This is a genomic window from Paenibacillus sp. EC2-1, assembly GCF_049311625.1.
GTDB lineage: Bacteria > Bacillota > Bacilli > Paenibacillales > Paenibacillaceae > Paenibacillus_AQ.
Window position 1 is genome coordinate 2,202,604 of sequence record NZ_CP186006.1, and the last position, 25,741, is coordinate 2,228,344.

Annotated in this window: 19 protein-coding genes; all 19 read left to right on the forward strand. The window is 43.8% G+C overall.

All coding sequences use genetic code 11. The features are described from left to right. The first annotated feature begins 7 nt into the window (after positions 1-7). The 19 genes from ACK8P5_RS10465 (at position 8) to ACK8P5_RS10555 (ending at position 25,734) form a co-directional block, all read left to right on the forward strand. A complete protein-coding gene (locus ACK8P5_RS10465) occupies positions 8-3,646 on the forward strand; it encodes a dynamin family protein (RefSeq protein ID WP_422660875.1) in 3,639 nt (1,212 codons plus the stop codon). A 456-nt stretch (positions 3,647-4,102) separates the two neighbouring features. Continuing rightward, a complete protein-coding gene (locus ACK8P5_RS10470) occupies positions 4,103-5,881 on the forward strand; it encodes an ABC transporter ATP-binding protein (RefSeq protein ID WP_422660876.1) in 1,779 nt (592 codons plus the stop codon). A gap of 8 nt (positions 5,882-5,889) precedes the next feature. Beyond that, a complete protein-coding gene (locus tag ACK8P5_RS10475) occupies positions 5,890-7,743 on the forward strand; it encodes an ABC transporter ATP-binding protein (protein WP_422661434.1) in 1,854 nt (617 codons plus the stop codon). 128 nt (positions 7,744-7,871) lie between these two features. Further along, positions 7,872-8,333 (forward strand): GNAT family N-acetyltransferase, encoded by a 462-nt coding sequence (locus tag ACK8P5_RS10480; RefSeq protein WP_422660877.1) that lies wholly within the window; start codon positions 7,872-7,874, stop codon positions 8,331-8,333. Positions 8,334-8,617: 284 nt separating this feature from the next. Continuing rightward, a complete protein-coding gene (locus ACK8P5_RS10485) occupies positions 8,618-10,267 on the forward strand; it encodes a response regulator (protein WP_422660878.1) in 1,650 nt (549 codons plus the stop codon). A gap of 9 nt (positions 10,268-10,276) precedes the next feature. Then, a complete protein-coding gene (locus ACK8P5_RS10490; RefSeq protein WP_422660879.1) occupies positions 10,277-12,085 on the forward strand; it encodes a sensor histidine kinase in 1,809 nt (602 codons plus the stop codon). Next, positions 12,082-13,050, forward strand: a complete 969-nt coding sequence (locus ACK8P5_RS10495; RefSeq protein WP_422660880.1) for a substrate-binding domain-containing protein — start codon at positions 12,082-12,084, stop codon at positions 13,048-13,050. Before ACK8P5_RS10490 ends, ACK8P5_RS10495 begins: the two co-directional genes overlap by 4 nt. A gap of 129 nt (positions 13,051-13,179) precedes the next feature. Then, a complete protein-coding gene (locus ACK8P5_RS10500) occupies positions 13,180-14,208 on the forward strand; it encodes a galactose ABC transporter substrate-binding protein (RefSeq protein ID WP_422660881.1) in 1,029 nt (342 codons plus the stop codon). Positions 14,209-14,340: 132 nt separating this feature from the next. Then, positions 14,341-15,852, forward strand: coding sequence for a sugar ABC transporter ATP-binding protein (locus ACK8P5_RS10505; protein WP_422661435.1), 1,512 nt, complete (start codon positions 14,341-14,343; stop codon positions 15,850-15,852). Positions 15,853-15,876: 24 nt separating this feature from the next. Continuing rightward, positions 15,877-16,887 carry a galactose/methyl galactoside ABC transporter permease MglC gene (gene mglC / locus ACK8P5_RS10510; protein ID WP_422660882.1) on the forward strand — a complete coding sequence of 337 codons (1,011 nt, stop codon included), beginning with the start codon at positions 15,877-15,879 and terminating at the stop codon, positions 16,885-16,887. 176 nt (positions 16,888-17,063) lie between these two features. Then, positions 17,064-18,176 carry an amidohydrolase/deacetylase family metallohydrolase gene (locus ACK8P5_RS10515; RefSeq protein WP_422660883.1) on the forward strand — a complete coding sequence of 371 codons (1,113 nt, stop codon included), beginning with the start codon at positions 17,064-17,066 and terminating at the stop codon, positions 18,174-18,176. Beyond that, entirely contained in the window at positions 18,142-19,245 is a 1,104-nt protein-coding gene (locus ACK8P5_RS10520) for a DgaE family pyridoxal phosphate-dependent ammonia lyase (RefSeq protein ID WP_422660884.1), read from the forward strand. The genes ACK8P5_RS10515 and ACK8P5_RS10520 overlap by 35 nt, the downstream gene beginning before the upstream one ends. A gap of 1 nt (position 19,246) precedes the next feature. Continuing rightward, positions 19,247-20,002: a 2-dehydro-3-deoxy-phosphogluconate aldolase gene (gene dagF, locus ACK8P5_RS10525; RefSeq protein WP_422660885.1), complete on the forward strand. Its 756-nt coding sequence runs from the start codon at positions 19,247-19,249 to the stop codon at positions 20,000-20,002. After that, a complete protein-coding gene (locus tag ACK8P5_RS10530) occupies positions 19,995-21,011 on the forward strand; it encodes a sugar kinase (protein ID WP_422660886.1) in 1,017 nt (338 codons plus the stop codon). Before dagF ends, ACK8P5_RS10530 begins: the two co-directional genes overlap by 8 nt. A 10-nt stretch (positions 21,012-21,021) precedes the next feature. Continuing rightward, positions 21,022-21,735, forward strand: coding sequence for a GntR family transcriptional regulator (locus ACK8P5_RS10535; protein WP_422660887.1), 714 nt, complete (start codon positions 21,022-21,024; stop codon positions 21,733-21,735). Positions 21,736-21,922: 187 nt separating this feature from the next. Then, on the forward strand, positions 21,923-22,708 hold the full coding sequence (locus tag ACK8P5_RS10540; protein ID WP_422660888.1) for a CAP domain-containing protein: 786 nt from the start codon (positions 21,923-21,925) through the stop codon (positions 22,706-22,708). 168 nt (positions 22,709-22,876) lie between these two features. Continuing rightward, complete coding sequence (locus tag ACK8P5_RS10545) at positions 22,877-23,746, forward strand: GDSL-type esterase/lipase family protein (protein WP_422660889.1); 870 nt, start codon at positions 22,877-22,879, stop codon at positions 23,744-23,746. A 37-nt stretch (positions 23,747-23,783) separates the two neighbouring features. Then, positions 23,784-24,752, forward strand: coding sequence for an ABC transporter ATP-binding protein (locus ACK8P5_RS10550; RefSeq protein ID WP_422660890.1), 969 nt, complete (start codon positions 23,784-23,786; stop codon positions 24,750-24,752). After that, complete coding sequence (locus ACK8P5_RS10555; protein ID WP_422660891.1) at positions 24,745-25,734, forward strand: ABC transporter permease; 990 nt, start codon at positions 24,745-24,747, stop codon at positions 25,732-25,734. Before ACK8P5_RS10550 ends, ACK8P5_RS10555 begins: the two co-directional genes overlap by 8 nt. Positions 25,735-25,741: the final 7 nt, after the last annotated feature.

Genomic DNA, 25,741 nt, shown 5'->3' on the forward strand with positions numbered 1-25,741 from the left:
GCGAGGGATGACATTGAAAGTAGTAACTGAACATGAAACCGGATACAGTACTGATTTCTTAAAGGCTGTTAAAGATCAATTTATAGGGTGGAATGATGAGTCGTCTGCAGCTCTGACGGAGGATTTAATCCGAAAGCAAGCTGCGGGAGAATTGACGCTGGCGTTTTGTGGACATTTTTCAGCTGGGAAATCGAGTATGATCAATGCCTTATGCGGTAAGAAGGTGCTTCCTTCGGGTCCAGTTCCAACAAGTGCGAATGTCGTGACCATCCGCAATGGCGCTGCCAAGGCGGTGATCCACCGTCCAGATGGTGGGCTAGGGGAGACGATGCGCGTTAGTACAGAGGAACTTGCTGCTTATTGTAAGGAAGGTGGCGAGTACTCTGCTATTGAAGTGTGGGATGATGTACCGATCCTCGGTGAGCAAGGCGTACTTATGGATACTCCGGGTGTAGATTCAACAGATGATGGGCACCGGCAAGCGACACATTCTGCACTTCACATGGCTGACGTTGTGTTTTATGTGATGGATTATAATCATGTTCAATCCGAAAGTAATCTATTATTCGCCAAAAGCTTATCCGATTGGGGCAAACCGCTGTATTTGATCGTGAATCAGATTGATAAGCATCGAGATGAAGAACTGCCATTAGCTTCATACTTAGAAGAGGTGAAGAAGGCATTTGCGCAGTGGAAGGTTCATTATAACGGACTGTTGTGTGTCTCGCTTAAGGTATGGGATCATCCCTACAATCAATGGGAAGATTTGAAATCGGTCATTGGTAAGTTGTTAGATAGCCGTAAGGCGCTTTTGGACTATAGTGTCGAATGTTCAGTTCGTCATGCCGCAGAACATCACGTTGAAGCATTTACCCGTAGTCACCAGGAAGAGAAGGATCAATTACTGGCTGAAATGGGCGGGGAAGCAGCTGTAGCTGCGTTGAAGGCTAGAATGGAGGAACTGGAGCGAGAGCATAGCAAGCTTCGTGAGCTTCCGGATGAGGTGAGAGGGGAGCTGCGGCGAGAAGGAGATACACTTCTAGCGAATGCGAATCTCATGCCTGCTGATATTCGGGATTTAGCATTGTCCTTTTTGGAAAGTCGTCGGAGTGGATTTAAGAAAGGCTTCTTGTTTACTTCTTCAAAAACGGAGGAAGAGAAGTCTCGGAGATTGGATGTCTTTCATGAACGCTTAACAGAACAAGTGAGAGCTCAGGTAGATTGGCATGTACGTAGCCTAGTTAAGCCTTTCGTGGAAAGGTTTGAACCTTGGAGCACGAATTGGGATGAAGCGATGGATACATTACTTCCTTTCCTTTCTAAAGATCAAATTACGAATAGCGTAAATGCAGATGCGGTACTTTCAGGCGAGTATGTGCTGAATTATTGCAAGATGCTGTCCGAGGAAATCAAGGGCAGCTATCGTAGAGCTGTATCGGATATTGCCGATCAGCTCCGGGTATTGGCGGCGGACGATGCCGCAGTCCGCCTGGAAGCGCTGGAGGGCCAGCGCGCCGAGCTGCTGGCGCAATCGTCCGCTTCCGCCCGCTATGCTGCATTGCAGCAAGCGGAAGCGGACCGCGCCCTCGCGGCGGCACAGCTGGTGCCGCCGCTTACCTCCCTCACCCCCGGCCTCCTGCCGGAGGTGAGGGAGCCGGCTGCGATGCCACAGGCCGCAGCCAGCAAGAGTTCCCCTGCTGCGCAGCAGGGGAACGGCGCCCCTGCGCCCCGGCGCAGCGCGCCACAGGGCGCGGCCGGGGGCCGGCGCCAGCGGCTGGAAGCCGCGGCAGCGCAGCTTCGCGCTGCAGCTCAGCTGCTGGCGCCGCACCCTGCGCTTGCTTCGCCCGCGCGGGATCTGAATGCTCGCGCCGATGCGCTCGCAGGAGGCACGTTCACACTCGCGCTGTTCGGAGCGTTCAGTGCTGGCAAGTCTTCCTTCGCCAATGCACTGCTTGGCGAATCGGTATTGCCCGTTTCGCCTCATCCAACAACAGCTGCGGTAAACCGAATTGTTCTCCCCACCGAAGAGTTTCCTCATGGAACGGCTGCTGTGCGGATGAAGACAAAAGAAGTCTGGTGGGATGATCTCAAGTATTCATTTAGTGTACTTGGATTAGCGGAACCGAGTGAAGAGAACTGGAGGAAGACAGCGAATGGTCTAACACCTGATGGTGTCCATCCAGCCGGATTGCCTCATTATGGCTTCCTCAAAGCAGCTGCAGCGGGATTTGAAGAAATGAACGGGAAGCTAGGTAGCATCCAGTCTGTAGGGATGGAAGAATACCGTGGCTTTGTAGCAGATGAGACCAAATCCTGTTATGTAGATGGAATTGATCTATATTATAGCTCACCTCTTACGGAGCAAGGGATCGTGTTGGTAGATACACCGGGAGCGGATTCTCTGCACGCCCGTCATACGGGGGTGACTTTCAATTATATTAAGAACGCGGATGCGATTGTATATGTGACGTATTATAACCATGCTTTCTCCAAAGCTGATAGACAGTTCTTGTCCCAGCTGGGTCGGGTTAAAGATAGTTTTGCGCTAGACAAAATGTTCTTTGTCGTAAATGCGGCTGATTTGGCTTCGTCTTCGGATGAGCTAGAGGAGGTTGTCTCTCATGTGCGTACGAATCTGATTCAAAATGGAGTCGCAAATCCACATATTTATCCGGTTTCTAGCTTGTCCGCTCTGAAAGGTAAGGTTCATGGGGATGATGAGAAACTAGATGGCTCAGGATTTGTATCATTCGAATCGTCATTAGAACGTTTTGCGGTTGAAGAATTACCTGGATTATCCTTAAGGGCAGGTTTAGACGAAGTAACCTCTGTAAGGCGGAGGGTTGAAGCATGGGCAGAGTTAGCTGAGCAGGACGAGGAATCTAGAAGCCGGCGTATTGAAAGGCTTGAGACAGTACGATTAAAGGCAAAAACTGATTTGGAAGCTTTGAAATCACTGGATTTAACAAGAGAAATCACACAGGAATGTGGGGAGCTTCTCTTTCATGTCCGTCAACGCCTTGATTATGCAATGGGAAGGTTCTTTCAGGAGGCATTTCACCCATCTGTTCTCAGGGAAGATGCAGGAAGCTTAAAGTCTGCTTTTGCCGCATGTGGACGGGATCTGGAGCGTACACTGTCCATCGAATTGGATCAGGAATTCTGGGCGACCACGCTTCGGTTGGAACAGAAGGGGCGAAGATTAACGGAAGAGGCTGCTAAGCAGACGGCGCAAGCCGTAGGGGAGATGACCGAAGGACTGGAGTTTTCTATTCGACAGGTTAGGGAATGGTCAGCTCCGTCACTAGAAGAAACTGAATTGAAGATTACAGAGGATTGGCTTTCTTATTGGTCTAACTTTAAGAATCCGAAACATTTTTTTGAAGGCAACGGAAGCTTGAAACTTCGTGATGCAGCAGAGCCTAAGGTGAAGGAAGCTGTGACACAACTTGTGAAACTACGCGAAGCACAGATGGCATCCCATTATGCCAATGAAATTGCCCTTTCGTTAGATCTTCATGCTGTCGTGCTTCAAGAGCAACTGGAAGAATCACTTCATGCGATGCTTTTGTCCTTACAGGATGGACAGTCACCCGAAATATGGCGTTCACTTGCATTAGAGCTTTCTAAAATGGAAAGCAAGTGACCAAACACTCACGTTAATTTGTCTACATGATGATTTTGGGCTGAATTAATTAGCAGATATTCTTTTGAGTTGTTTCGTATTCTATTTTCAAGGGAAGCCGGATTATAAGTCCGGCTTCCCTTTTGTTATGCGCGCGAAAGGAATTTGTGTTTTAAACTGCTTGTTACAAGTCGTTAGGGGCGGAGAAGATAGCTGATAAAAAGCTAAATAAATAACTTTAAAATGAGTGATTTTGAATGATCTGATATGGAAAAATGGAGCCGTTTTCATATCCTCAGTATTAACGAGAATTACTGACTATTTAATCATGAAAGTATGAAAAGTTGCACTAAACGACTCGTTTAAGTCTCATTAGCTCATTTATGACGGTTTATTCTCTTTGCCGCCTTAACGGGTCGATGATAAACTTCATAAATGCTACATAACTGAACGTTATTAATCCAAAGGAGGAAAAACATGAATGTTCTCAGGCAACTGCAGGGCTTCTTTTGGGAGAAACGAAGCTATCTCTTTCTTTCCATACTGTGTCTGGCGATCGCGACCGCACTTGGCCTCGTGTATCCGAACCTGCTGCAAAAATTGATTGATGATGCAATCCTGCCCGGAAATTTTGGTATTGTGCCAGGACTTGCACTAATGGTGGTGGGGGTGGTAGCCCTCAAAGCGTGTATGCAGTTTCTTCATGGCTATTTTGGTGGACGACTGGGTAACTTTTTAGCTTATCGTCTACGTAACGCCTGCTACGAAAAGCTGCAATTTTTATCATTCCGTTACTATGACACAGCACGGACGGGTGACTTGATGTCACGGTTAACGGGAGACCTTGAAGCCATCCGAATGTTTATAGGCTTCGGTTTTGCTCAAATTTTGAACCTCGGATTGATGGTGACCTTCGGCTCCATTATGATGTTCTCGATCAGTTGGAAGCTTACTTTGCTTACGCTGGTTAGTATGCCATTTCTTGTATTTACAGCGCTTAAATTTGAATCCAAGATTCATCCTGCGTTTCAGGAGATGCGACTGGCTTTAAGCTCTTTAACAACAGCTGTACAGGAGAATATTACTGGGGTTCGGACGGTTAAATCCTTTGCTCGTGAACCGCACGAAGTAGAGAAGTTCTCCGGACGAAACGAACGCTACAAATCGAATCAGATTTTTGCATCATCCTTGTGGGCACGTTTCTTCCCACTCATGGAATTATTCGCGAATATAAGTGTCGTTGTCCTACTGCTTGTAGGGGGAACAATGGTTATTAACAAAGAACTTTCGCTTGGTCAATTGGTTGCCTTCTTCAGCTTGATGTGGTACATCATTGGGCCGATGTGGGGCATTGGTTTCCATATCAATAACTACACGCAATCCAAAGCTTCAGGTGAACGTGTATTAGAACTACTGAATCAACCGATCGATGTGGAGGATCGCCAAGATGCGATTGAGCTAGATCCGAAATCCGTAAAAGGTCATGTGGTATTTGATAGCGTAACCTTTGCTTATGGCAACAAGATGGCTGCGGTTAAAGATATTAACCTGAATGCACCACCCGGATCTGTTATTGGTTTTCTCGGAGGCACAGGATCAGGTAAATCTACGATTATTCAGCTTCTCATGCATGCCTATAATGTGAATTCAGGAAGTATCAAGCTTGATGGAATGAATATTAAAGATATTAAGGTTCGTAGCCTTCGTAGTCAGATTGCTACTGTATTCCAAGAAACCTTCTTGTTCTCTTCAAGTATCCGCAATAATATTGCTTATGGAATGAAAAATGTAAGCATGGATGAGATTATTCGAGCAGCGAAGCTAGCAAAGGCACATGATTTCATTATGGAAATGGAATTAGGCTATGACACAGTGGTTGGTGAACGCGGTATGGGACTATCTGGTGGACAGAAACAGCGGATTGCAATCGCTCGCGCACTCTTAAAAGATCCAAAGATCCTCATACTAGATGATGCGACAAGTGCGGTGGATATGGAAACGGAGCATGAAATTCAATCCGGTTTCCAAGAGGTTATGAAGGGAAGAACAACCTTTATTATCGCTCACCGTATATCATCACTGCGTCATGCAGATGAGATTCTGGTTCTAGATGAAGGTAAAGTGGTCCAGCGTGGTAAACACAATGATCTGATTAAACAGGAAGGTCCTTATCAGGATGTATACAAAATTCAATATGCGGACCTCATTGCCCGAGGCGTTACAACGGCGTATGAGGAAGGGCAGGTGAAATCATGAGTTCGGAGATGAACATCGAGAGGAAGCCAAAATTGAAGGCTTCCCGTTCTAACAAAGAATCGGGGACAACGGGGGAACGGTTCGTATATCAAGATGATGATGTGATTGAGAAACCATTTAACTGGAAGCAATTAACCCGGCTAATATCTTATATGAAGCCTTATGCGAAACAGATGATACCGCTTATCGTTGTTCTCATGATCATTGGTACCATCACGAAGCTTGCGGTTCCATATCTGACAGGTGCAGCCATTGACCAGGCTATTGCTCCTGAAAAAGGTAGTCCGAGTTTAAATATGCTGTATAAGATTACGATTACTGTTCTTGTACTTTATATTATTCAATACATCACAGGAATTTTCCGAATCAAATATACGAATATTATAGGCCAGCGGGTCATTTATGACCTTCGTGCAGATCTGTTCCGGCACATTCAGCGTTTGTCCTTCAACTTCTATGACAAACGTCCAGCAGGTTCAGTTCTAGTCCGGGTTACGAATGACGTTAACTCTTTACAGGACCTATTTACGAACGGTGTCGTCAACTTGTTGATCGACTGTGTACAGTTAGCCGGTATCGTTATTATCTTGCTCTTAATTAACTGGAAATTAGGTCTGGCTGTTATTGTTACGGTACCTATTATGTTCTTCATTTCAACGGCACTGCGTATAAAAATCCGCAGAGCTTGGCAGGAAGTTCGAACGAAGAATTCTCGAATTAATTCCCACTTGAATGAATCGATTCAAGGAATCCGTGTAACGCAGGCTTACACGCAGGAAGAAGAGAACATGAAGTTCTTCGATCATATGAATGCGGATAGCAAGAAGTCTTGGGATAGGGCTTCTGCGATGAACCAAGCATTTGGTCCACTGATCGAAATTACAGGTGGTTTCGGATCTTTGATCCTATTCTGGCTTGGAGCAACGCTAATTCAGAGCGGGGAACTTACCGTAGGTCTCTTGATTGCCTTCTCAAACTATGTCGGTAATTTCTGGGAACCAATTAACCGTCTGGGTCAAATGTATAATCAGCTCTTAGTAGCGATGGCATCATCGGAACGGATATTTGAATTTATTGATGAGAAGCCTAATATTGATGACGCTCCTAATGCTAAGAAACTTCCTCAAATTAAAGGTGATATCAAACTAGAGAAAGTGGTATTTGAATACGAGAAAGGTCGTCAAGCATTGAAAGGGATTGACCTGGATGTAAAAGCTGGGCAGTCGATCGCTCTCGTAGGGCATACTGGATCTGGTAAGAGTACGATCATTAATCTTTTGAGCAGGTTCTATGATATAACTGATGGTAAGATCACGATTGATGGATATGATATTCGCCAGGTAACGGTTGAGAGTCTTCGTCATCAGATTGGAATTGTGCTGCAAGATACCTTTATATTCTCAGGAACAATTCGTGACAATATCCGGTTTGGTCGCCTCGATGCTACCGATGAGGAGATTGAAGAGGTAGCCAAAGCGGTCGATGCGCATGAGTTTATCATCAATATGCCGAATGGTTATGATACGGAAGTGGAAGAGCGAGGTAATATGTTGTCTATGGGTCAAAGACAGCTATTATCATTTGCAAGAGCGCTTCTTGCAGATCCTCGAATTCTTATCTTGGATGAAGCAACGGCAAGTATCGACACAGAGACCGAACTCAAAATTCAAGATGCATTAAAGGTGCTTCTGAAAGGACGTACTTCCTTCATCGTTGCACACCGCTTATCGACGATCAGACATGCTGATTTAATCGTTGTCTTGGATCATGGTCAAATCATTGAACAAGGAAATCATAACCAGCTTATGAATATGCAGGGAACCTATCATGGATTGATTGAAGCTCAGTATAAATTTTTGTAACATTTAAGTGAATAATATTCGTATAATAGAGAGAAATTTGTCGGAACCCTCTTGCAATCTTCATCAGAAACTACGAAAATAGATAATGTGGAGAAGATATCATACGAGAAGGGAAGCATGAGGGTATAATGAGCATGGATAGCGTTTTGTCTGCGCCTGCACTGCTGATTCGAACGTTTGAGAAAAAAGATTTGGAATCTGTCACGTCTTTAATGCGCGAGTTACATTATCCAACAACGCTGAATGTAATGCGTGATCGGATGGAAATGATGAGCGCAAACCCGCTCTACTGCAACATGATTGCAGAGCTAGACGGTAAGGTAGTAGGTATGATGATGCTTCGTCAGGTCAAATCCTTCGCAGAGACTGAATGGGCAACTCAAATCACTTCGTTGATTGTAACCTCAAGCTGCCGCAGCCAAGGAATCGGCAAACGATTGGTACGCGGTGGAGAGAATTGGGGAAAACAGCAGGGAAGCAACCTCTTGTTTCTCACAAGCGGCAACCGGGAAGGTTTAGCCCCGGCACATGCATTTTTTGAACATATCGGATTTGAAAAAGCAGGCTATCAGTTCATAAAGCAACTGTAGTTTAGCCTTTTTCTCCAACCCGCTCCCTCCGTTAGGGAACGGGTTTCTCTTTTTTGTAATAATACATAATTGAAACCGTGGTATTTCGCAACATGCAGAATCATAGGAGTAACGGCCTATTCTTTCAATTTATTGAGGGAATAGGCCTTTTTTGTGTTCTGTATTGCAGGTAGCGGATGTTGTAATCCAGAATATACATTTGGAAAGCGGTATCATTTATGAGGGTTGTATGGATAAGTATTCATCTACATTGAACAAGTGAAGGAATAAAGGACGTGTGAGATATGCTAAAGCTGATATTGGTTGATGACGAAGAGGACGTTAGAGAAGGTCTGATGGAGCAGATCCATTGGGAGAGATATGGATATATCGTTACTGATCGTGCTGAGAATGGACAAGAAGCGATGGAGATGATTGAACGGAGCAGGCCAGACGTTGTCGTGACTGATATTCAGATGCCCTTTATGGATGGCCTTCAACTAGCAGAGTGGATTCGGGAGAATTATCCGCTGACAAAGGTCATTATTTTAACAGGGTATGATGAATTCGAATATGCCCGTAAAGCTATAACTTTGCAGATTGATGAGTATGTTCTGAAGCCCTTTTCATCTCAAGAACTCATTCAAATATTACTTAAGGTGAAGGAACAGATTGAAGCGGAAGTAGCTCAGACTGAGAATATTCACCTGCTTAGAGCCCATTATGCACGTAGCTTACCTATATTAAGAGAAATGTTTTTAGCTGAGTTGATGACAACTAGGATGTCGCTTGAAGATATAAAAATGAAGTGCGAAACGTTTAACCTTACTCTTACGGAAGGCTCTTATCTTACGGCAGTCATCTCACCAGATACATCTCCATCTTGTTCAGAAGCCAATACCGAGAACTCCAAAGAGACGGTATCTCTGCGTAATGGGAACAACCGAAATCTTCAACTGTTTGCAGTTCGTAATATTGCAGATGAATTAAGCGACTCAGATCGAAATCTTGTTTTTATAGCAGGTGAAGAAGTTATTCTAATTACCCATGGGGATCTGAATGCTGAGAGTTTGATCAAGCAGACTTTTCAGTTACTTGAAGTCATTCGTGAAAAGGTGGAGAAATATTTAAAACTGACCGTGACCATAGGTGCATCAGCCATTAGAAATACACCCGAAAGCCTTTATTTATCTTATCAGGAAGCAAGGCAGGCCGTAGATTATCGACTAGTACATGGCAATAATCGGGTTATTTGGATTGAAGATGTTGAAGCCTCAAGAGCCTCTCAGCCTGTCATAACCCTTGATGAACGCAATGAACAAAGACTTATTCGTAGTATTAAGGTAGGGACAGAAGAGGAACGGAGATTGGTGATCTCTTCCATGTTTGAAGAACAAACGGTGGAGACAGCCTCGATTCAAGATTATCAGATCTATTGGTTAGAGATTGTGGCGCTTATTCTCAGGCTCACGAAAGAGAGTGGAACGAATCCGCAAGAGTTATTCGGTTCGGATATGAACTCATTAATAGAGATTACTTCATTCACTGGACCCGACGAACTAAAGAACCGTCTACGGCAGATTTGTGACAAGCTTGCTTGCAATTATGAATCTGAGCGGCATTTCAGCGCAAGGAATGCGGTGGAAGAAGCAAAAGCTTTTATACATAAAAATTATTCTGATAGCGATTTATCAATTGGCAGCGTATGCAAGTTGCTGCATATAAGCACAGGATATTTCAGTTCTATTTTTAAGAAAGAAACCAAGATGACGTTTGTAACTTATCTGATGCAAGTTCGCATGAATGCAGCCAAGGAAATGCTGCGAACGACAACGTTGAAGGCGTTTGAAATTGCAGAGAAAAGCGGGTTTTCCGACCCCAATTATTTCAGCTTTTGTTTTCGTAAGACGTTCGGGATTTCACCGAAAGAATACCGTACAGCCGGGGAAGGATGAGGAAGCGATATGGTACGGAGAATTAGACGTTTCTTTCGTTTGAAAAGCTCTGTTTCAGATCGACTTCTATTCCGCTTCCGCAGCATTCAGGTGATGATTACTTTCCTAATCTCAATCATCACCATGGTTGTTGTATTGGTGGTCAGTTTCATGCTTTACGATAAGTTCTCAAGGACTGCTGAAGAGAATGCTTACCTGAATATCCAGCAGATTATCGAACAAGTTAGCAGTAACCTGGAGACTTACGTAAAGGGAATGCAAGATATTTATCGTGTGGTAGAGGATCAATTCGATGGCAAGCGTACCGACAACAATTCTTCGTTAAGAGGGCAGTTATCAACACTATTACAGACTAGAGAGGACTTAGTATCTATAGCATTATTCACGATGGATGGTGAGTCCGTTATCAATGTACCCGCTCAGCCGATGATGGAGAATACAAGATTGACTTCACAAAGCTGGTTCGAGACCTCGATCCGAAACCCTAATCAATTGTCTATATCAGCCCCACATATTCAGAACCTCTACCAAGGCCAGTACAAATGGGTTGTATCCATGAGTCGGGTGATCAATTACCGAGCCTATGGAGAGACGCAAAAAGGTGTACTCATGGTTGATATTAACTTTCGTACGATTGATGAGTTAAGTTCTCAGGTTAGTCTTGGGAAAAAAGGATATGCCTACATAACCGATTCAGTCGGGAATATTGTGTACCACCCGCAGCAGCAACTGATATACGCAGGCTTGAAATATGAGAATATGGAGCCTGTGCTTAAGTACAATTTTGGTAACTATACGGATCTGTCTACAGGCGAGGAACGTTATATTACCGTTCGATCTGTGCAGCCAATTGGTTGGAAGATTGTTGGTGTATCATATCCCTCTGAGATTGTGACAACGAAACGTGATTTGGGAGAATTCTTGTTATGGTTCCTCGCAGCTGTATTGGCATGTGTCATTATCATCTCTGTATTCGTTTCTGCCAAGATCTCTCAACCGATTCTACGACTAGAGAAATCCGTGAAAAAAGTAGAGCGGGGAGACTTCTCTTCTCCAGTAGATGTTAAGGGGTTTGTCGAAGTAGAGCGTGTATCTCACCGATTCAATCTGATGGTGCAGCAGATCAGAGAGCTTATGGAACAGATTATTCTGGAGCAGGAAGCCAAGCGAAAAAGCGAACTTGATGTGCTTCAAGCACAGATCAATCCTCATTTTCTGTACAATACACTGAATTCAGTTATTCGGCTTGCGGAGAGAGGGCATAACGAGGAGGTTGTAAAGACCATTACCTCATTATCGAAGTTGTTCCGGATCAGCCTTGCTAAAGGGAATAACATTATCACAGTCAGGGATGAGCTTGAGCATGTCCGGAATTATTTGATTATTCAAAATATACGTTATAAGAACAAATTTCAATTTGTTATTGAAGCAGATGATCAGGTGTTGGATTGTCTGACCTTGAAATTGATCCTGCAACCCTTGGTTGAAAATGCAATTGTACACGGTTTGGAAGAGCAATATGACCCTGGAATGATTACGATTAAGGCCGTCTTGGATCAACATATTGTTCGGTTTACGATTGCTGATAATGGACTCGGAATGTCTCCATCGAAACTAAAGGACGTGATGAGTGGTGAATCTGAGGGAGGAAAGGGCTCTGGCGTGGGCGTAAAAAATGTGAATGAACGTATTACCTTGGCATACGGTCCTGAATATGGATTGTATTATGAAAGTGAGCGAGAAGAAGGGACGACCGTGACAGTTACGATTCCAGCGCAGTGGCCAAATGATCGTTCAGAAGGGAGGATCTCTTCATGAAACGACCTTGGGGTATCTTTTTAACGATGGCTATGCTGCTTGGAATGACGAGCTGTTCAGGCGACCTCCCAGACAATAAAGTTCGGGACAAAATGCGTTCCATTGATATGATCGTAAAAATGAACCGAGGAGACTACTGGAATACGGTAAGGATGGGCGCTCTTGTCGCTGCCAAAGAGTATAATATCGAGCTGAATTTCAAAGCTCCATCCAGCGAAGATGATATCGAAGGTCAGATTCAGATGGTGGAAGAAGCTATTGAGTATAAATCGGATGCGATTGTCCTTGCAGCGAGTGACTACATGGAACTGGGACAGGCTGCAGATAAAGCTGCATTTTATGGCATTCCTATGGTTTCATTGGATGCTGATGTTGCTTCGGCTCGGGTAGAGACCCGTATAGGAGCGAATAACTATGATGCAGGTCAGAAAGTTGCACAGCGTTTGGTCGACCTACTAGGTTCATCTGGAAAAATCGGAGTGGTTAGCTTTGTCAAAGGTGCATATGACGAAGCTGAGCGAATGGAAGGATTTACGGATTACATATCTCGTTTTCCTGGGATAGAAATCATGGAAGTTGGATATTGCGGATCAGATGAGAATCTGGCAGCTGACATTACGGGCAGAATGATTAAATCCTATGACTTAGATGGTATTGCTTCCCTGAACAGTGTTTCATCAGTAGGAGCTGCAAGAGAGATCCGAGCACTTGGTCTAGGTGGTCAAGTTAAGCTGGTCACTTTTGATAGTACGCCGGAGATCATTGAACTTCTTCAGGAAGGAACGATTCAAGCAACGCTTATCCAGAACCCGTTCAGTAATGGCTATCTTGCTGTTCAATATGCTGTAGAAGCTCTAGAGGGTAGGAAGGTACCTGAACGAGTCGAAACGCCTACCAAAATGATAGATTTAGATAATATGTTGTGGCCGGAGAATCAGAAACAATTGTTTCCTTTTGTAAGATGAAGATAATCATGAGAATTTTCATAAAACAGATGAGAATTTTGTATTAAGTTCATTTCCTTTTTCCGTAATAATGAGAACGTAAACAACGTTATGTCCGAACCATATAGAGTAAATAGGAGGTCATTGTTGATGAAAAAGGTAACATCCGTATTGCTTGCAGGCGCTCTTTTAGGTGGTGCACTCGCTGGTTGTTCCAGTGATGGATCGAAGGAAGGAAGCGGAGGCAAGGAGCCAAAGATTGGAGTTGCAATCTACAAATTTGACGATACCTTCATGACAGGGGTAAGGAATTCCATTAAAGAAAATGCCAAGGGTATCGCTAGTGTTGATATTGTGGACAGCTTAAATTCACAGCCTACACAGAATGATAAAGTGGATCTTTTTATTAGTAAAAAATCAGATGCTCTCCTTATTAATCCGGTTGACCGGACTGCAGCAGGTGTCATCATTGATAAAGCGAAGGCAGCGGACACTCCAGTCGTTTTCTTGAACCGCGAGCCTTTGCCGGAAGATATGAAGAAGTGGGATAAGGTGTATTACGTTGGAGCGAAAGCTGAAGAATCCGGAACGATGTCAGGTGAACTGATTGTGGATTATTGGAAAGCTCATCCTGAAGCAGACAAGAACGGAGATGGAGTTCTGCAATATGTCATGCTGATGGGTGAGCCAGGACACCAGGATGCGGAGCTGCGGACCAAGTATTCCGTTGAGGCAATTGTGAATGCGGGTATCAAAGTTGAGAAAGTTGCTGAAGACTCCGGCATGTGGGACCGCGTAAAGGGACAGGAGAAGATGGCAGCCTTCCTCGGATCACACGGAGATAAAATCGAAGCTGTGCTCGCAAATAATGATGATATGGCACTTGGTGCAATTGAGGCATTAAAAGCAGCTGGTTATTTCAAAGGTGACAAAGTGATGCCAGTTGTAGGTGTTGATGCGACGGCTCCAGCTCTTGAAGCGCTGAAAGATGGAACGATGCTCGGAACGGTTCTAAACGATGCGGTTAACCAAGGGAAAGCTTCCGTTAAGTTAGCTTCATTACTAGCAAATGGTGAGACACCAACGAAAGATAATGCTGGCTTCGACATTACCGATAACCAATACATCTGGATCTCGTACAAAAAGATTACAAAAGACAATATGGATGATGCAAAATAGCAGTCTTTTGTTAAGTACAGCAGAGAGGAGCGGACAGCGGTTCGCTCCTTTCTTATACCTCATAGAAGGCTATGGCTGTTGAATTTGGTATTAGTCCAAGAGCCGCAGTATGGATTTGAAGGAGGCAAACGCATGACAGAGCAGCCCTTTTTACTAGAAATGAATGAGATGACTAAGGAATTTCCAGGAGTTAAAGCGCTTGATGGAGTTACGCTGAAAGTTCGTCCAGGTACGGTACACGCACTGATGGGTGAGAATGGAGCGGGTAAATCGACGCTAATGAAATGCTTGTTCGGGATCTACTCAGCAGATGGTGGCGAGATACGTCTGAACGGAGAGGTCGCAGATATTCGAAATTCTAAAGATGCGCTGCGTTACGGGATATCGATGATCCACCAGGAGCTCCATCCCATTCCTTTTCGAAGTGTCATGGAGAACATATGGCTCGGTAGGTTCCCTACCTCTGGCCTTGGACCCATTCAATTTGTGAATCATAAAAAAATGAGAAGTGATACCGAGGAATTGTTCAAAGATATCAATATTGATATTGACCCCGATATTAATGTAGGAAAACTGTCCGTTTCCAAAATACAATCCATTGAAATAGCAAAAGCAGTTTCCTATCAATCACGCGTTATTGTTATGGACGAACCGACCTCTTCTTTGACGGGGGTTGAAGTAGAGCATTTATTCCGAATCATTCGTGATCTGAAAGAACGCGGCGTTGCCATTATCTATATTTCACACAAGATGGAAGAGATTTTACAAATATCTGATGAAGTTACAATTATGCGGGATGGAAGAAAGATCGGCACTTGGCCCGCCGGCGAACTGACAACCGATCTGATCATCTCCAAAATGGTTGGTCGTGACCTGACGCAGCGTTTTCCAGAGCGTGACAATGTACCGGGTGACGTACTGCTGGAGGTCAGAAATTTGACTTCTGTTGTCCCTAAATCATTTCAAGATATCACATTTAACTTGCGCCGAGGTGAGATTCTTGGTGTAGGGGGACTAGTAGGAGCACAGCGTACAGAATTAATTGAAGCTCTGTTCGGACTTCGGGACATTGCTTCTGGCAGCATGTTGCTGAATGGTAAACCGATTAAGATTAAGTCGCCTGAGGATGCGAAGAAATATGGGCTTGCCCTATTGACTGAAGAAAGACGTTCCACCGGAATATTCCCCGTATTGTCCGTGCATGAGAACGGTGCTGTGGCTAACTTAAAGCGGTATCCAAAGTTCTATATTTTATTGGACGAGAAGAAGAAGAAGACGGATGTCAAGATGATGGTTGAGAAGCTCCGGACCAAGACCCCTTCCCAGAGGACACGAATTATGAATCTTTCAGGGGGAAATCAGCAAAAGGTCTTACTAGCCCGGTGGCTGCTTACAGAACCAGAAATTTTACTGCTGGATGAACCGACTCGGGGGATCGACGTTGGTGCGAAATTTGAAATCTATAGCATCATCGCTGATCTAGCTAAGCAAGGAAAGAGCATCATTATGATCTCGTCCGAAATGCCGGAACTTCTTGGAATGTCAGATCGTATTCTCGTCATGTCTGAGGGACGATTGACCGGAATTCTGGATAGGTCAGAAGCGAATGAAGAAATCATTATGCGACTAGCAGCTCAGCATTAGGCAAAAGAGAGAAGGAGAGAGTCTATGAATACGCTAAAAGTTCGTAATTTTGCGTCAGAGAATGCTATTTATATGGTATTGGTCGTACTTATTCTTGGTATTACGCTTTATGATCCTGCATTTTTTTCCGTACAGTCGCTGCGAGATGTATTAATTCAGTCTTCGACTAGAGCAATTATTGCTTTAGGTGTGGCATTCATCCTGATTACTGGTGGAACAGATCTATCGGCAGGCAGAATTGTTGGATTGTCGGCAGTTATATCGGCTTCTATGCTTCAAAGGTCAGATTATTCGAGTCCTTTTTTTCCGGATCTTCCATATATGTACTATATTGTACCGGTCATCCTTGCGGTACTCGCAGGCGTAATATTTGGATTTATCAATGGTGTGATTGTTGCTAAGTTTAATGTACCACCATTTATTGCGACACTCGGGACAATGGTTGTTGTCTTGGGGGTTAACTCCTTATATTTTGATATGGAGCCGAACAATTCACAGCCAATCGGTGGATTGCGTCCAGATTTCACGAATGATCTAGGAACGGGATTTATCGGCGCTGGTGATTTCCGGATACCTTATATTGTGCTCATTGCGATCGCGGTCGCCTTTGTTGTATGGGTTATCTTTAATAAAACACGATTAGGTAAAAATATGTATGCGATTGGTGGCAATATTCAAGCTGCACGTGTCTCTGGTATTAATGTAGCTCGTAATTTAATTATCATTTACTCTATTGCTGGAGCGCTTTATGGCTTGGCGGGTGTACTTGAAGCTGCTCGAACGGGCGGAGCAACGAATAGCTATGGTAATATGTACGAACTTGACGCTATTGCAGCCTGTGTTGTTGGAGGGGTATCCACAACAGGCGGAATTGGTACAGTCCCGGGAGTGATGGCGGGCGTTCTCATTTTTACGATTATCAATTACGGTTTGACCTTTATTGGTGTCAGCCCATATTGGCAGCTTATTATTAAAGGATTGATCATTGTAGTAGCTGTGGCTTTTGATATGCGCAAATATGCTGCAAAGAAATAAGCATAAGAATTAATTCAAAGAGAAATCTTAGTCCGATGCAAATCGAGGCTAAGATTTTTTTTGTTATTTATTGCAAAAATAAAGTGCTTTCAAACATTATAATGTTTTCATTTACTTTGACGTAGAGCCGTGATATCTTAAACATTATAACGTTATATTATAAAAAGGTGATGCAGGTGGAAGAGAGAATCATACTATCTCATGTAAAGCGCGTTAGTGGAGAAGAAATCGATATCATCATCGACAATGGCAGGATTACAGCGATTACATCTGCCGGGGATGGAAGAGGTGGTCGGATCGTTAATGGCTTAGGGGCTTATGTGTCTAGCGGTTGGATCGATATGCATGTTCATGCCTTTCCAGAGTTTGATCCTTACGGGGACGATATGGATGAGATTGGTATTAAGCAAGGCGTTACAACGATTATTGATGCAGGAAGCTGTGGAGCTGATCGGATTGCTGATCTGGTCTCGAACAGGAAGCAGGCCAAGACTCGTGTATATGCCTTCTTGAATATCTCGCGGATTGGTCTAGCGCGAATTGATGAATTGTCTAGACTCGAATGGATTGATCGAAGTAAGGTTATGCAGGCAGCCGAGATGTACTCCGATTTCATTGTTGGATTAAAGGCACGGATCAGTCGAAGTGTGGTTGGTGAAAGCGGGATAGAACCGCTGCGAATTGCGCGTGAGCTTTCCGGTGCTACTCATCTTCCGTTAATGGTTCATATCGGATCAGGACCTCCAAATATTGAGGAAGTGGTTCAATTACTGCAGCGTAAAGACGTAATTACTCATTATTTGAATGGCAAGAAGAACAACTTGTTTGATGATGAGGGGAAGGCGCTTCCAGTGCTGCTAGATGCGATTGACCGTGGCGTTCATTTGGATGTTGGACATGGGACAGCTAGCTTCTCCTTTCAAGTAGCTGAAGCAGCGAGAAAACAGGGCATCGGGCTTAATACCATTAGTACTGACATTTATAGAGGGAATCGTGTGAATGGTCCCGTTTATAGTATGAGTTCTGTGCTCTCGAAATTTTTATACCTGGGCTATTCGCTGGATGAGACTGTAGCTGCTGTAACAACGAACGCCGCGGAGTGGCTGGGTAAGCCTGAACTTGGAAGAATTCAAGTGGGTGATGTCGCGAATCTGACACTGTTTTCTGTTGAGAATAGAGAAGCGGAACTCGTTGACTCTGAAGGCGATAAGCGAGTAACCAATCGAGTGATTGAAGCAAAAGGAGTGGTTATCAATGGGGAATTCATTGAATGCGAAATACGGTCTTAAACGAGTTATTAATGCCAGTGGACGCATGAGTATTCTAGGTGTATCCGCACCAACGGATACGGTTATGGATGCGATGAAGCAGGGTGGACAGAACTATGTGGAAATCGCTGATCTGGTTGATAAAGCAGGCGATCACATCGCACGTATACTGGGATCTGAAGCAGCGGTCGTAGTTAGCTCAGCTTCCAGTGGTATTGCTCTGTCCGTTGCAGCGATTGTAACGGGGGGGAACCGTCGTCTAAGTGAGCGTCTTCATCAGGATAATATAGAAAAGAAAGAGATTATTATTTTGAAAGGTCATAATGTGCAGTACGGCGCGCCTGTTGAAACGATGGTTTATTTAGGTGGAGGAAAGTTGGTTGAAGTTGGTTACGCCAATGAAGGTCGAGCTGAGCATATTGAGGATGCTATCTCGGACAAAACGGCAGCAATTCTTTATGTTAAATCTCACCATGCAGTTCAAAAAAATATGATCTCTGTTGAAGAAACATGGGAAGTAGCTCAGCGTAAAGGTGTTCCGATGATCGTCGATGCAGCCGCCGAAGAAGACATACATAAATACGTGAAGTATGCGGATCTAGCTATTTATAGTGGCTCAAAAGCACTCGAAGGTCCGACTTCAGGAATTGTCGGTGGTAAACGTAACTATATCGATTGGCTGAAAGTTCAGTTGCATGGTATTGGTCGCAGCATGAAGGTGGGTAAAGAAACTACATTTGGTTTATTGCAAGCACTCGATGAATACATCGTCAAAGTGGATAACAGCGAGTCTGAAAGAGCTGAACTACAGAAGTTAATGGCTCTGAATGACATCAATGGGGTGCGTGTATCCATCATTCAAGATGAAGCGGGGCGCGCGATTTACCGTGCTAGAGTTCAGATTGATCCAGAGCAAACGGGCACAACAGCGAAGGAAGTAGCTAGCGGCCTTCAAAACGGGGAGATTGCAATATACACTCGAGATTATGGTGTAAGACAGGGTTATTTTGATATCGATCCAAGGTCATTAATGGGTGACGATATCCTTGTTATACAATCCAAAATAAGTGAATTAACAGGGGGAAGATAAAATGTCCAATATATCAAACCGTTTATACAGAGGTCGTGTTGCTTTAAATGTACTAGCTAACGATGTTGAAAACGCAAAGGAAGTTTTTGAATCCGCAGAAGGATTCGTGCTTGTAGGTGTCCTATCTAAAGATTATGCTACTGTAAAAGAAGCTGTAGCAGCCATGAAACAGTACGGCGAAGAAATTGAAAATGCAGTGTCGATCGGTCTTGGAGCAGGGGATAACCGTCAAGCTGCCGTTGTTGCTGAAATCGCTAAGTATTATCCAGGAAGTCATATCAATCAAGTGTTTCCAGCAGTCGGTGCAACCCGTGCTAATCTCGGTGATCAAGATAGCTGGATTAACAGTCTCGTATCTCCTTCAGGTCGACCTGGTTACGTGAATATTTCAACAGGTCCTTACAGTGCTGCACAGAGTGAAGCAGCAATTATTCCGATTAAATCTGCTATTGCACTCGTTCGTGATATGGGTGGAAATGCTTTGAAATATTTTCCGATGCAGGGCCTTAGTCTTGAAGAAGAGTATCGCGCGGTTGCACAAGCATGTGGAGAAGAAGGTTTTGCGCTTGAGCCTACAGGTGGGATCGACATGCAAAATTTCGAACCGATTCTTCGTATAGCACTTGAAGCAGGCGTTCCTCAAGTGATTCCTCATGTGTACTCTTCCATTATTGATAAAGAGACCGGTGACACTAAAATTGAGGATGTTCGCGAGCTACTCTCCATTATGAAAAAGTTGGCGAATCGTTATGCCTAAAGCAATAGCTGCTTTTGGTGAGGTCATGATGCGTTTGCAGGTTCCTGGATATGACTTGCTTACGCAAGGCAACACCTTAAACTACACTTTTTCAGGCACAGGAGTAAATGTTATCTCCGCTTTAGCGCGTTATGGACATTCTGGATACCTCATTTCCCGATTACCTGTTAATTCTCTAGGTGATGCAGCTGCAGCTTATTTAAGGAAATTAGGTATTGCTTCAACGTTCATTCATCGTGGCGGGAACTATTTAGGAATGTATTTCTTGGAGAATGGGTTTGGTGTTCGTTCAAGTCGTGTAACGTATACGAATCGTCTTGAAAGCAGTTTTAATACCGCTCCTGAGCACGAATATGATTATGCCGAAATAGCTACTCAGATCGATGCGGTTCATTTTTGCGGAATCGCGCTTGCTATGAATGATCGTGTGAGAAATCATATGAAATCATTAGCACAAGCTGTGAAACAGCACGGAGGAACTGTTATATTTGATTGTAACTATCGTCCATCTTTATGGGGGGAAGACGGCTATACCGCTGCAAAACCACATTATGAAGATATGCTTAATCTCGCAGATATTGTTATTATGAATGAAAAAGACGCGATATTTACATTAGGAATGGTAACGAGTAAGCTTGAACGTGAAGAGCAGCTTACAGACTTGATTCCTATTGTTGCGAAGAAGTATCATATTCAAGTAATTGCGGGTACGCATCGATCGATCAACCACGATAATACGCATTCACTGTGCGGGTATATATTTAAGCAGGATCAATTTGTATTATCGGATAAGCTGACTTTTGCTGTGTATGATCGAATTGGTGCGGGGGATGCTTTTGCGAGCGGAATTATTCATGGTGAGATGGAGGGTCTTTCACCGGATCAGACTGTACAGTTTGCCGCTGTATCCAGTATGCTGGCGCATACGGTGTCAGGGGATACCCCTATGGCATCTGAAGCGGATATCCGTCGTGCTATGACTGAAGCTGTAGGCGATGTAGAAAGGTAGTGGATTAGTTGTGAGCTTATCGCGAAAAGATAGGCCATTGTATTTGCAGATCAAAAATATTATTAAAGATCGCATCCTTTATGGTGTGTATACGCTCGGTTCCAACATTCCTTCAGAGCCTCAGCTGGAGAATGAATTTGGTGTGAGCAAAATAACTGTAAGAAATGCGATTCAGGAGCTGGTTCAAGAAGGCTATTTGGAAAAAGGAAGTGGAAAGGGTACGAAGGTGATTCGTATTACATCTACCTCTAAATTATCCAAGTGGAAACGATTCACCGAGGTTCTGGTTGAGGAAGGTCATCGCATTCATAAGCAATGGCTGCGTGTAGAAACGATTTCGTGCGAGAAGAATTCCGAGCCGAATCGTCTTTTTGGAGATCAATGCCTCAGGCTTGAACGTGTTTATTTTCTGGATGATGCACCGTATATTTATTACACGCACTATTTGACGCATACAATTGGTGAGTTGGACTTGCAAGATCTAAACGCACAATCATTATACGAGCTTTTGGAGGATCAGAATATTTCACTTGATAAGCTTCGCGATGAATTTGATGTACAGGCTCCACCCGAACATATTGCGACAATTCTACAGGTTACTAGTGGAAAGCCGCTCTTAAAGAGATCGCGATATTCTTATGATGAGCAAGGTCATGTAAAGGAATATAGTATCGGGTATTACAATACGGCGCTTCAAAACTATGTTGTGAATTATAATGTGTAACTCAGATCCAGCTCGTTAATAAGAGACTATCCTGTAGCGATGAATCGCTTAGGATAGTCTTTTTTTTGTGTTGTTCGATGGTTCTTTCCAACATTTGAAGGGTAGATGAAGGTTTCGAATATGTTACAATGTGATCGTAGTTAATTACAAAGTTGTAACTAAATCGAAATTAAGGAGATGTTATTTTTTGAATAGATCCATGGTTAAAAAGCTTGTTAGCTTAGGGTTTGCCGCAGTATTGTCTGTTGGAGTTATGCTTCCTGCTTCTGCGTCTGCGTCAGCAGCTACTCCTAGTGTATCTCAAGAGACCATTCAAACTTTGCAGCAAAAATTACAGCAGTATTTAGAAAGTCAAGGATGGACTGGGAGCTTTAATTGCATTGTTCAGAAGCCTGTAACGAAACCTGAGCCAGAAAAACCTTCTACGCCGCCGGAAGTAGAAAAGCCATCAACACCTGCGCCGCCGACGAGTCAACCGAGCGAACCAAGTAAGCCTAGCCAACCAAGCCAACCAAGCAAGCCTAATGAACAACCGAGCGAACCAAGTAAGCCAAATCAACAACCAAGTGAGCCTAGCAAACCTAATAAGCCAAGTGAGGAGAATGCATCTTTTGCTAATCAAGTAGTAACGCTTGTGAACAAAGAACGAGCTAAAGCCGGACTTCCAGCACTTACCGTACATGAAAAGTTGACAGGCATGGCTCTCGATAAAGCAAAGGATATGCATGATAACAAATATTTCGATCATACTTCCCCAACCTACGGATCACCGTTTGATATGATGAAGAAATATGGCATTTCATACGGATATGCGGGTGAGAACATCGCTATGGGGCAACGTACACCAGAAGAGGTTATGAACTCTTGGATGAATAGTGATGGTCATCGTAAGAACATCTTGTCTGCTAACTTTACTAAGATCGGTGTCGGTTACTACAATGGATATTGGGTTCAAGAATTTATTAGCGAATAAATCGTAAAGTAATAATTAAGCAGGAGGGATAATCCTCCTGTTTTTTTATGCATGGATATGCTTTCATTTGCAAATTTTACATAGAAGTTTTATGTTTATGTACATACAGTCACTTCGCTTGGTAAATATATGTTATTGAATATCACATTAATCGGGGAGGACGTCCTCATGCATTCTTCAAAATGGATTTGGCGGATTACCGCATCGGTCTCCGTAATCGTAACTATTGTGTTAATTATCGGGTTTATATATGCCTATCAAGATATAAATTCACCTCAATCCGCATCTTTAAGTTCACAACCTAAACCGTCAGAGAATCAAGGTGAATCGGTTACTACACCACAGCAAGATGAACAAGGACGTGAGCAAGCATCTAGAGAGCTCCCTCCTTTACCAGATGAATTAAAGATCACGGCGATTGGAGATTCTTTAGCTAAAGGGACCGGAGATAATACGGGGAGTGGATTTGTCCGTAGGAGCATTCAGATACTGAATGATGGTGGGCGCAAGAGCGAGCTACTCAATAATCTTGCCATTAACGGTTTGACTACAGAGGCACTTTTGCCGAAGTTAGAAGAGAAAGGTGTCCAGTATGCATTGCAACAAGCCGATCTGATCCTTTTGTCCATCGGGGGGAATGATCTGTTTCAAGGAAGTGGCATTATTGAGAGTGCGAAGACTGGTTTAGAGGAACTTGATCCGAAGCAGTTAATGCAGGCTGTCCCACAAGCAACACAGCGCTTGAAGGAGATCCTGAAGCAATTACGAATTATCAATCCGGACGCAAGGGTGATATATGTCGGTCTTTATCATCCTTTTGCTGACTTAAAGGAGCTCCTATTACCTGGAAATATCGCGGTTTCCACTTGGAATTATGCTGCACAACAAGTTGTGAATAGTGACCCGAATATGGTGATGGTTCCTACATTTGATTTGTTTCAGGGGAAATTAGATGTTTATTTATCCTCGGACCACTTTCATCCGAATGGTGAAGGATACGAGGCCATTGCGAAGCGGATTGCACAAGGGATCTTGTAGTTGTAGTAGCCTGTGATGTGAGGGGAGTGAAATACAGATGAACGATGAACAAAAAGAAGTTGTTTTGTCCGTGGAGAATGTGAAGAAGCGAATCGGCCGAAAATGGATCATTCAGGATGTTACATTTGACGTTCGAGCAGGTGAGATCTTCGGCTTCCTCGGACCGAATGGTGCGGGAAAAACAACAACGATTCGAATGCTTGTCGATCTTATAAAGCCTACGAAAGGTCGCATTAAAGTGTGTGGTTATGACGTAAATACTCAACAAGAGAAAGCCCTTGCGTTTGTAGGATCTATCGTCGAGAACCCTGAAGTTTACACTTATTTAACTGGCTGGGAGAACCTGGAGCATTTTGCGAGAATGCAGCCTGGCATTGGCGAAGATCGGATTCATGAAGTTGTTGATATCGTGCGATTGGATAAACGTATTCATGATAAGGTAAGTACATATTCGCTTGGTATGCGTCAACGTCTAGGTATTGCACAAGCTCTCTTAGGCAGGCCCAAGCTTCTGATTCTAGATGAGCCAACGAATGGGCTCGATCCGAAAGGGATCAAAGAAATGAGGGAGTTCATCCAGCGTCTTGCTGGTGAAGGTTTGGCTGTATTCGTATCCAGTCACCTCCTAAGTGAGATCCAGTTGTTATGTGACCGTGTGGCGATCATAAGCAGAGGTAAGGTGCTTGCTGTGGGTGGAGTTGATGAGCTTATTGCAGGGAGTACTGGTTATGTTGTCTGGGACTTGTATCCTGCTGAGGTAGGAGAAAGCGTGTTACGCAAGATTGCGGAGTGCGAGGTTATGGATCATCCTGAGTCTCTTCTGGATGATTCGATCTTAGCTGGAATGTCTACTGAAGCTATCGTGACGCGGATTCAAGAGGAGCATACAGCCCGTGCGGTAAAACAACTTGTTGCAGCAGGGGTAGAAGTTCGCGGTGTAAGCCGAATCAATCCAACGCTGGAACAGTTGTTCCTTCAGATGACGGAAGGTGAGAGTATTGAGTAGCATACTACCGCTGATTAAGAATGAAACGATTAAAATTGTGAAGAAGAAACGCTTTTACGTTATTCTATTGGTGCTGCTCGTTCTGGTTCCGATGTTTACATATGCGCAGATGAAGTCAGCCGAGCGAAGTCAAGGGAAGTTTAATGGGGATTGGCGCTTGGAATTGCAACAGCGAATTACGGATAATGAGAATTCCCTTGGAAGCGATCGGGTACCAGAGGAGTGGAAGCAGTACCGTGCTGTTTTTATTCAACAGATGCAGTATTATCTTAAACATGATGTCAATCCGAATGAACCTAATGGTGTTAACTTTACCCGTGAATTTCTGAACAATGCCGTATCTTTGTTTATTCCACTGCTCATAATGGCTATTGCCTCAGATATTGTGTCTGGTGAACGGACAACCGGTACAATTAAAATGTTATTAACCCGACCTGTGAAAAGATGGAAGATTCTCCTGAGCAAGTTAATCGCACTGGTGATGTTCGTTTCACTGATCATTTTGGCAACCTATGTGATTTCTTACTTGATCTCAGGTCTCGCCTTCGGTTATAAAGGATTTGAGCTTCCTGTATTTACCGGTTTTCAAATTATTGGGTCAGAGGTAGATATGTCAGCAGTTCATGCGGTTCCGCAGTGGAAGTATCTTCTTATGCAAGGCGGACTGATCTGGTTTGTCAGTCTCGTTGTGGCTGCGCTGGCATTTATGGTGTCAGTGCTTGTGCGCAGTACAGCAGCTAGCATTGTCATTATGATGGCAGCTCTCATAGCAGGGAATATACTAACCAACATGGCGTCTGCATGGAATAGCGCTAAGTATTTATTTATGGTGAATTTGAGAATTACAGATTATCTTGCGGGAACTTTACCGCCAATTGAAGGGATGACACTCAATTTTTCCCTAGCTGTTCTAGCGATATGGGCGGCAGCGGCTGTGATCATTTCATTCACTGTCTTTACGAAACGGGACATTTTGAATTAAAATGAAC

Coding starts and splice junctions, on each gene's coding strand:
- ACK8P5_RS10465 (WP_422660875.1), top strand. CDS start 8: ATGACATTGAAAGTAGTAACTGAACATGAAACCGGATACAGTACTGAT.
- ACK8P5_RS10470 (WP_422660876.1), top strand. CDS start 4,103: ATGAATGTTCTCAGGCAACTGCAGGGCTTCTTTTGGGAGAAACGAAGC.
- ACK8P5_RS10475 (WP_422661434.1), top strand. CDS start 5,890: ATGAACATCGAGAGGAAGCCAAAATTGAAGGCTTCCCGTTCTAACAAA.
- ACK8P5_RS10480 (WP_422660877.1), top strand. CDS start 7,872: ATGAGCATGGATAGCGTTTTGTCTGCGCCTGCACTGCTGATTCGAACG.
- ACK8P5_RS10485 (WP_422660878.1), top strand. CDS start 8,618: ATGCTAAAGCTGATATTGGTTGATGACGAAGAGGACGTTAGAGAAGGT.
- ACK8P5_RS10490 (WP_422660879.1), top strand. CDS start 10,277: ATGGTACGGAGAATTAGACGTTTCTTTCGTTTGAAAAGCTCTGTTTCA.
- ACK8P5_RS10495 (WP_422660880.1), top strand. CDS start 12,082: ATGAAACGACCTTGGGGTATCTTTTTAACGATGGCTATGCTGCTTGGA.
- ACK8P5_RS10500 (WP_422660881.1), top strand. CDS start 13,180: ATGAAAAAGGTAACATCCGTATTGCTTGCAGGCGCTCTTTTAGGTGGT.
- ACK8P5_RS10505 (WP_422661435.1), top strand. CDS start 14,341: ATGACAGAGCAGCCCTTTTTACTAGAAATGAATGAGATGACTAAGGAA.
- mglC (WP_422660882.1), top strand. CDS start 15,877: ATGAATACGCTAAAAGTTCGTAATTTTGCGTCAGAGAATGCTATTTAT.
- ACK8P5_RS10520 (WP_422660884.1), top strand. CDS start 18,142: ATGGGGAATTCATTGAATGCGAAATACGGTCTTAAACGAGTTATTAAT.
- dagF (WP_422660885.1), top strand. CDS start 19,247: ATGTCCAATATATCAAACCGTTTATACAGAGGTCGTGTTGCTTTAAAT.
- ACK8P5_RS10530 (WP_422660886.1), top strand. CDS start 19,995: ATGCCTAAAGCAATAGCTGCTTTTGGTGAGGTCATGATGCGTTTGCAG.
- ACK8P5_RS10545 (WP_422660889.1), top strand. CDS start 22,877: ATGCATTCTTCAAAATGGATTTGGCGGATTACCGCATCGGTCTCCGTA.
- ACK8P5_RS10550 (WP_422660890.1), top strand. CDS start 23,784: ATGAACGATGAACAAAAAGAAGTTGTTTTGTCCGTGGAGAATGTGAAG.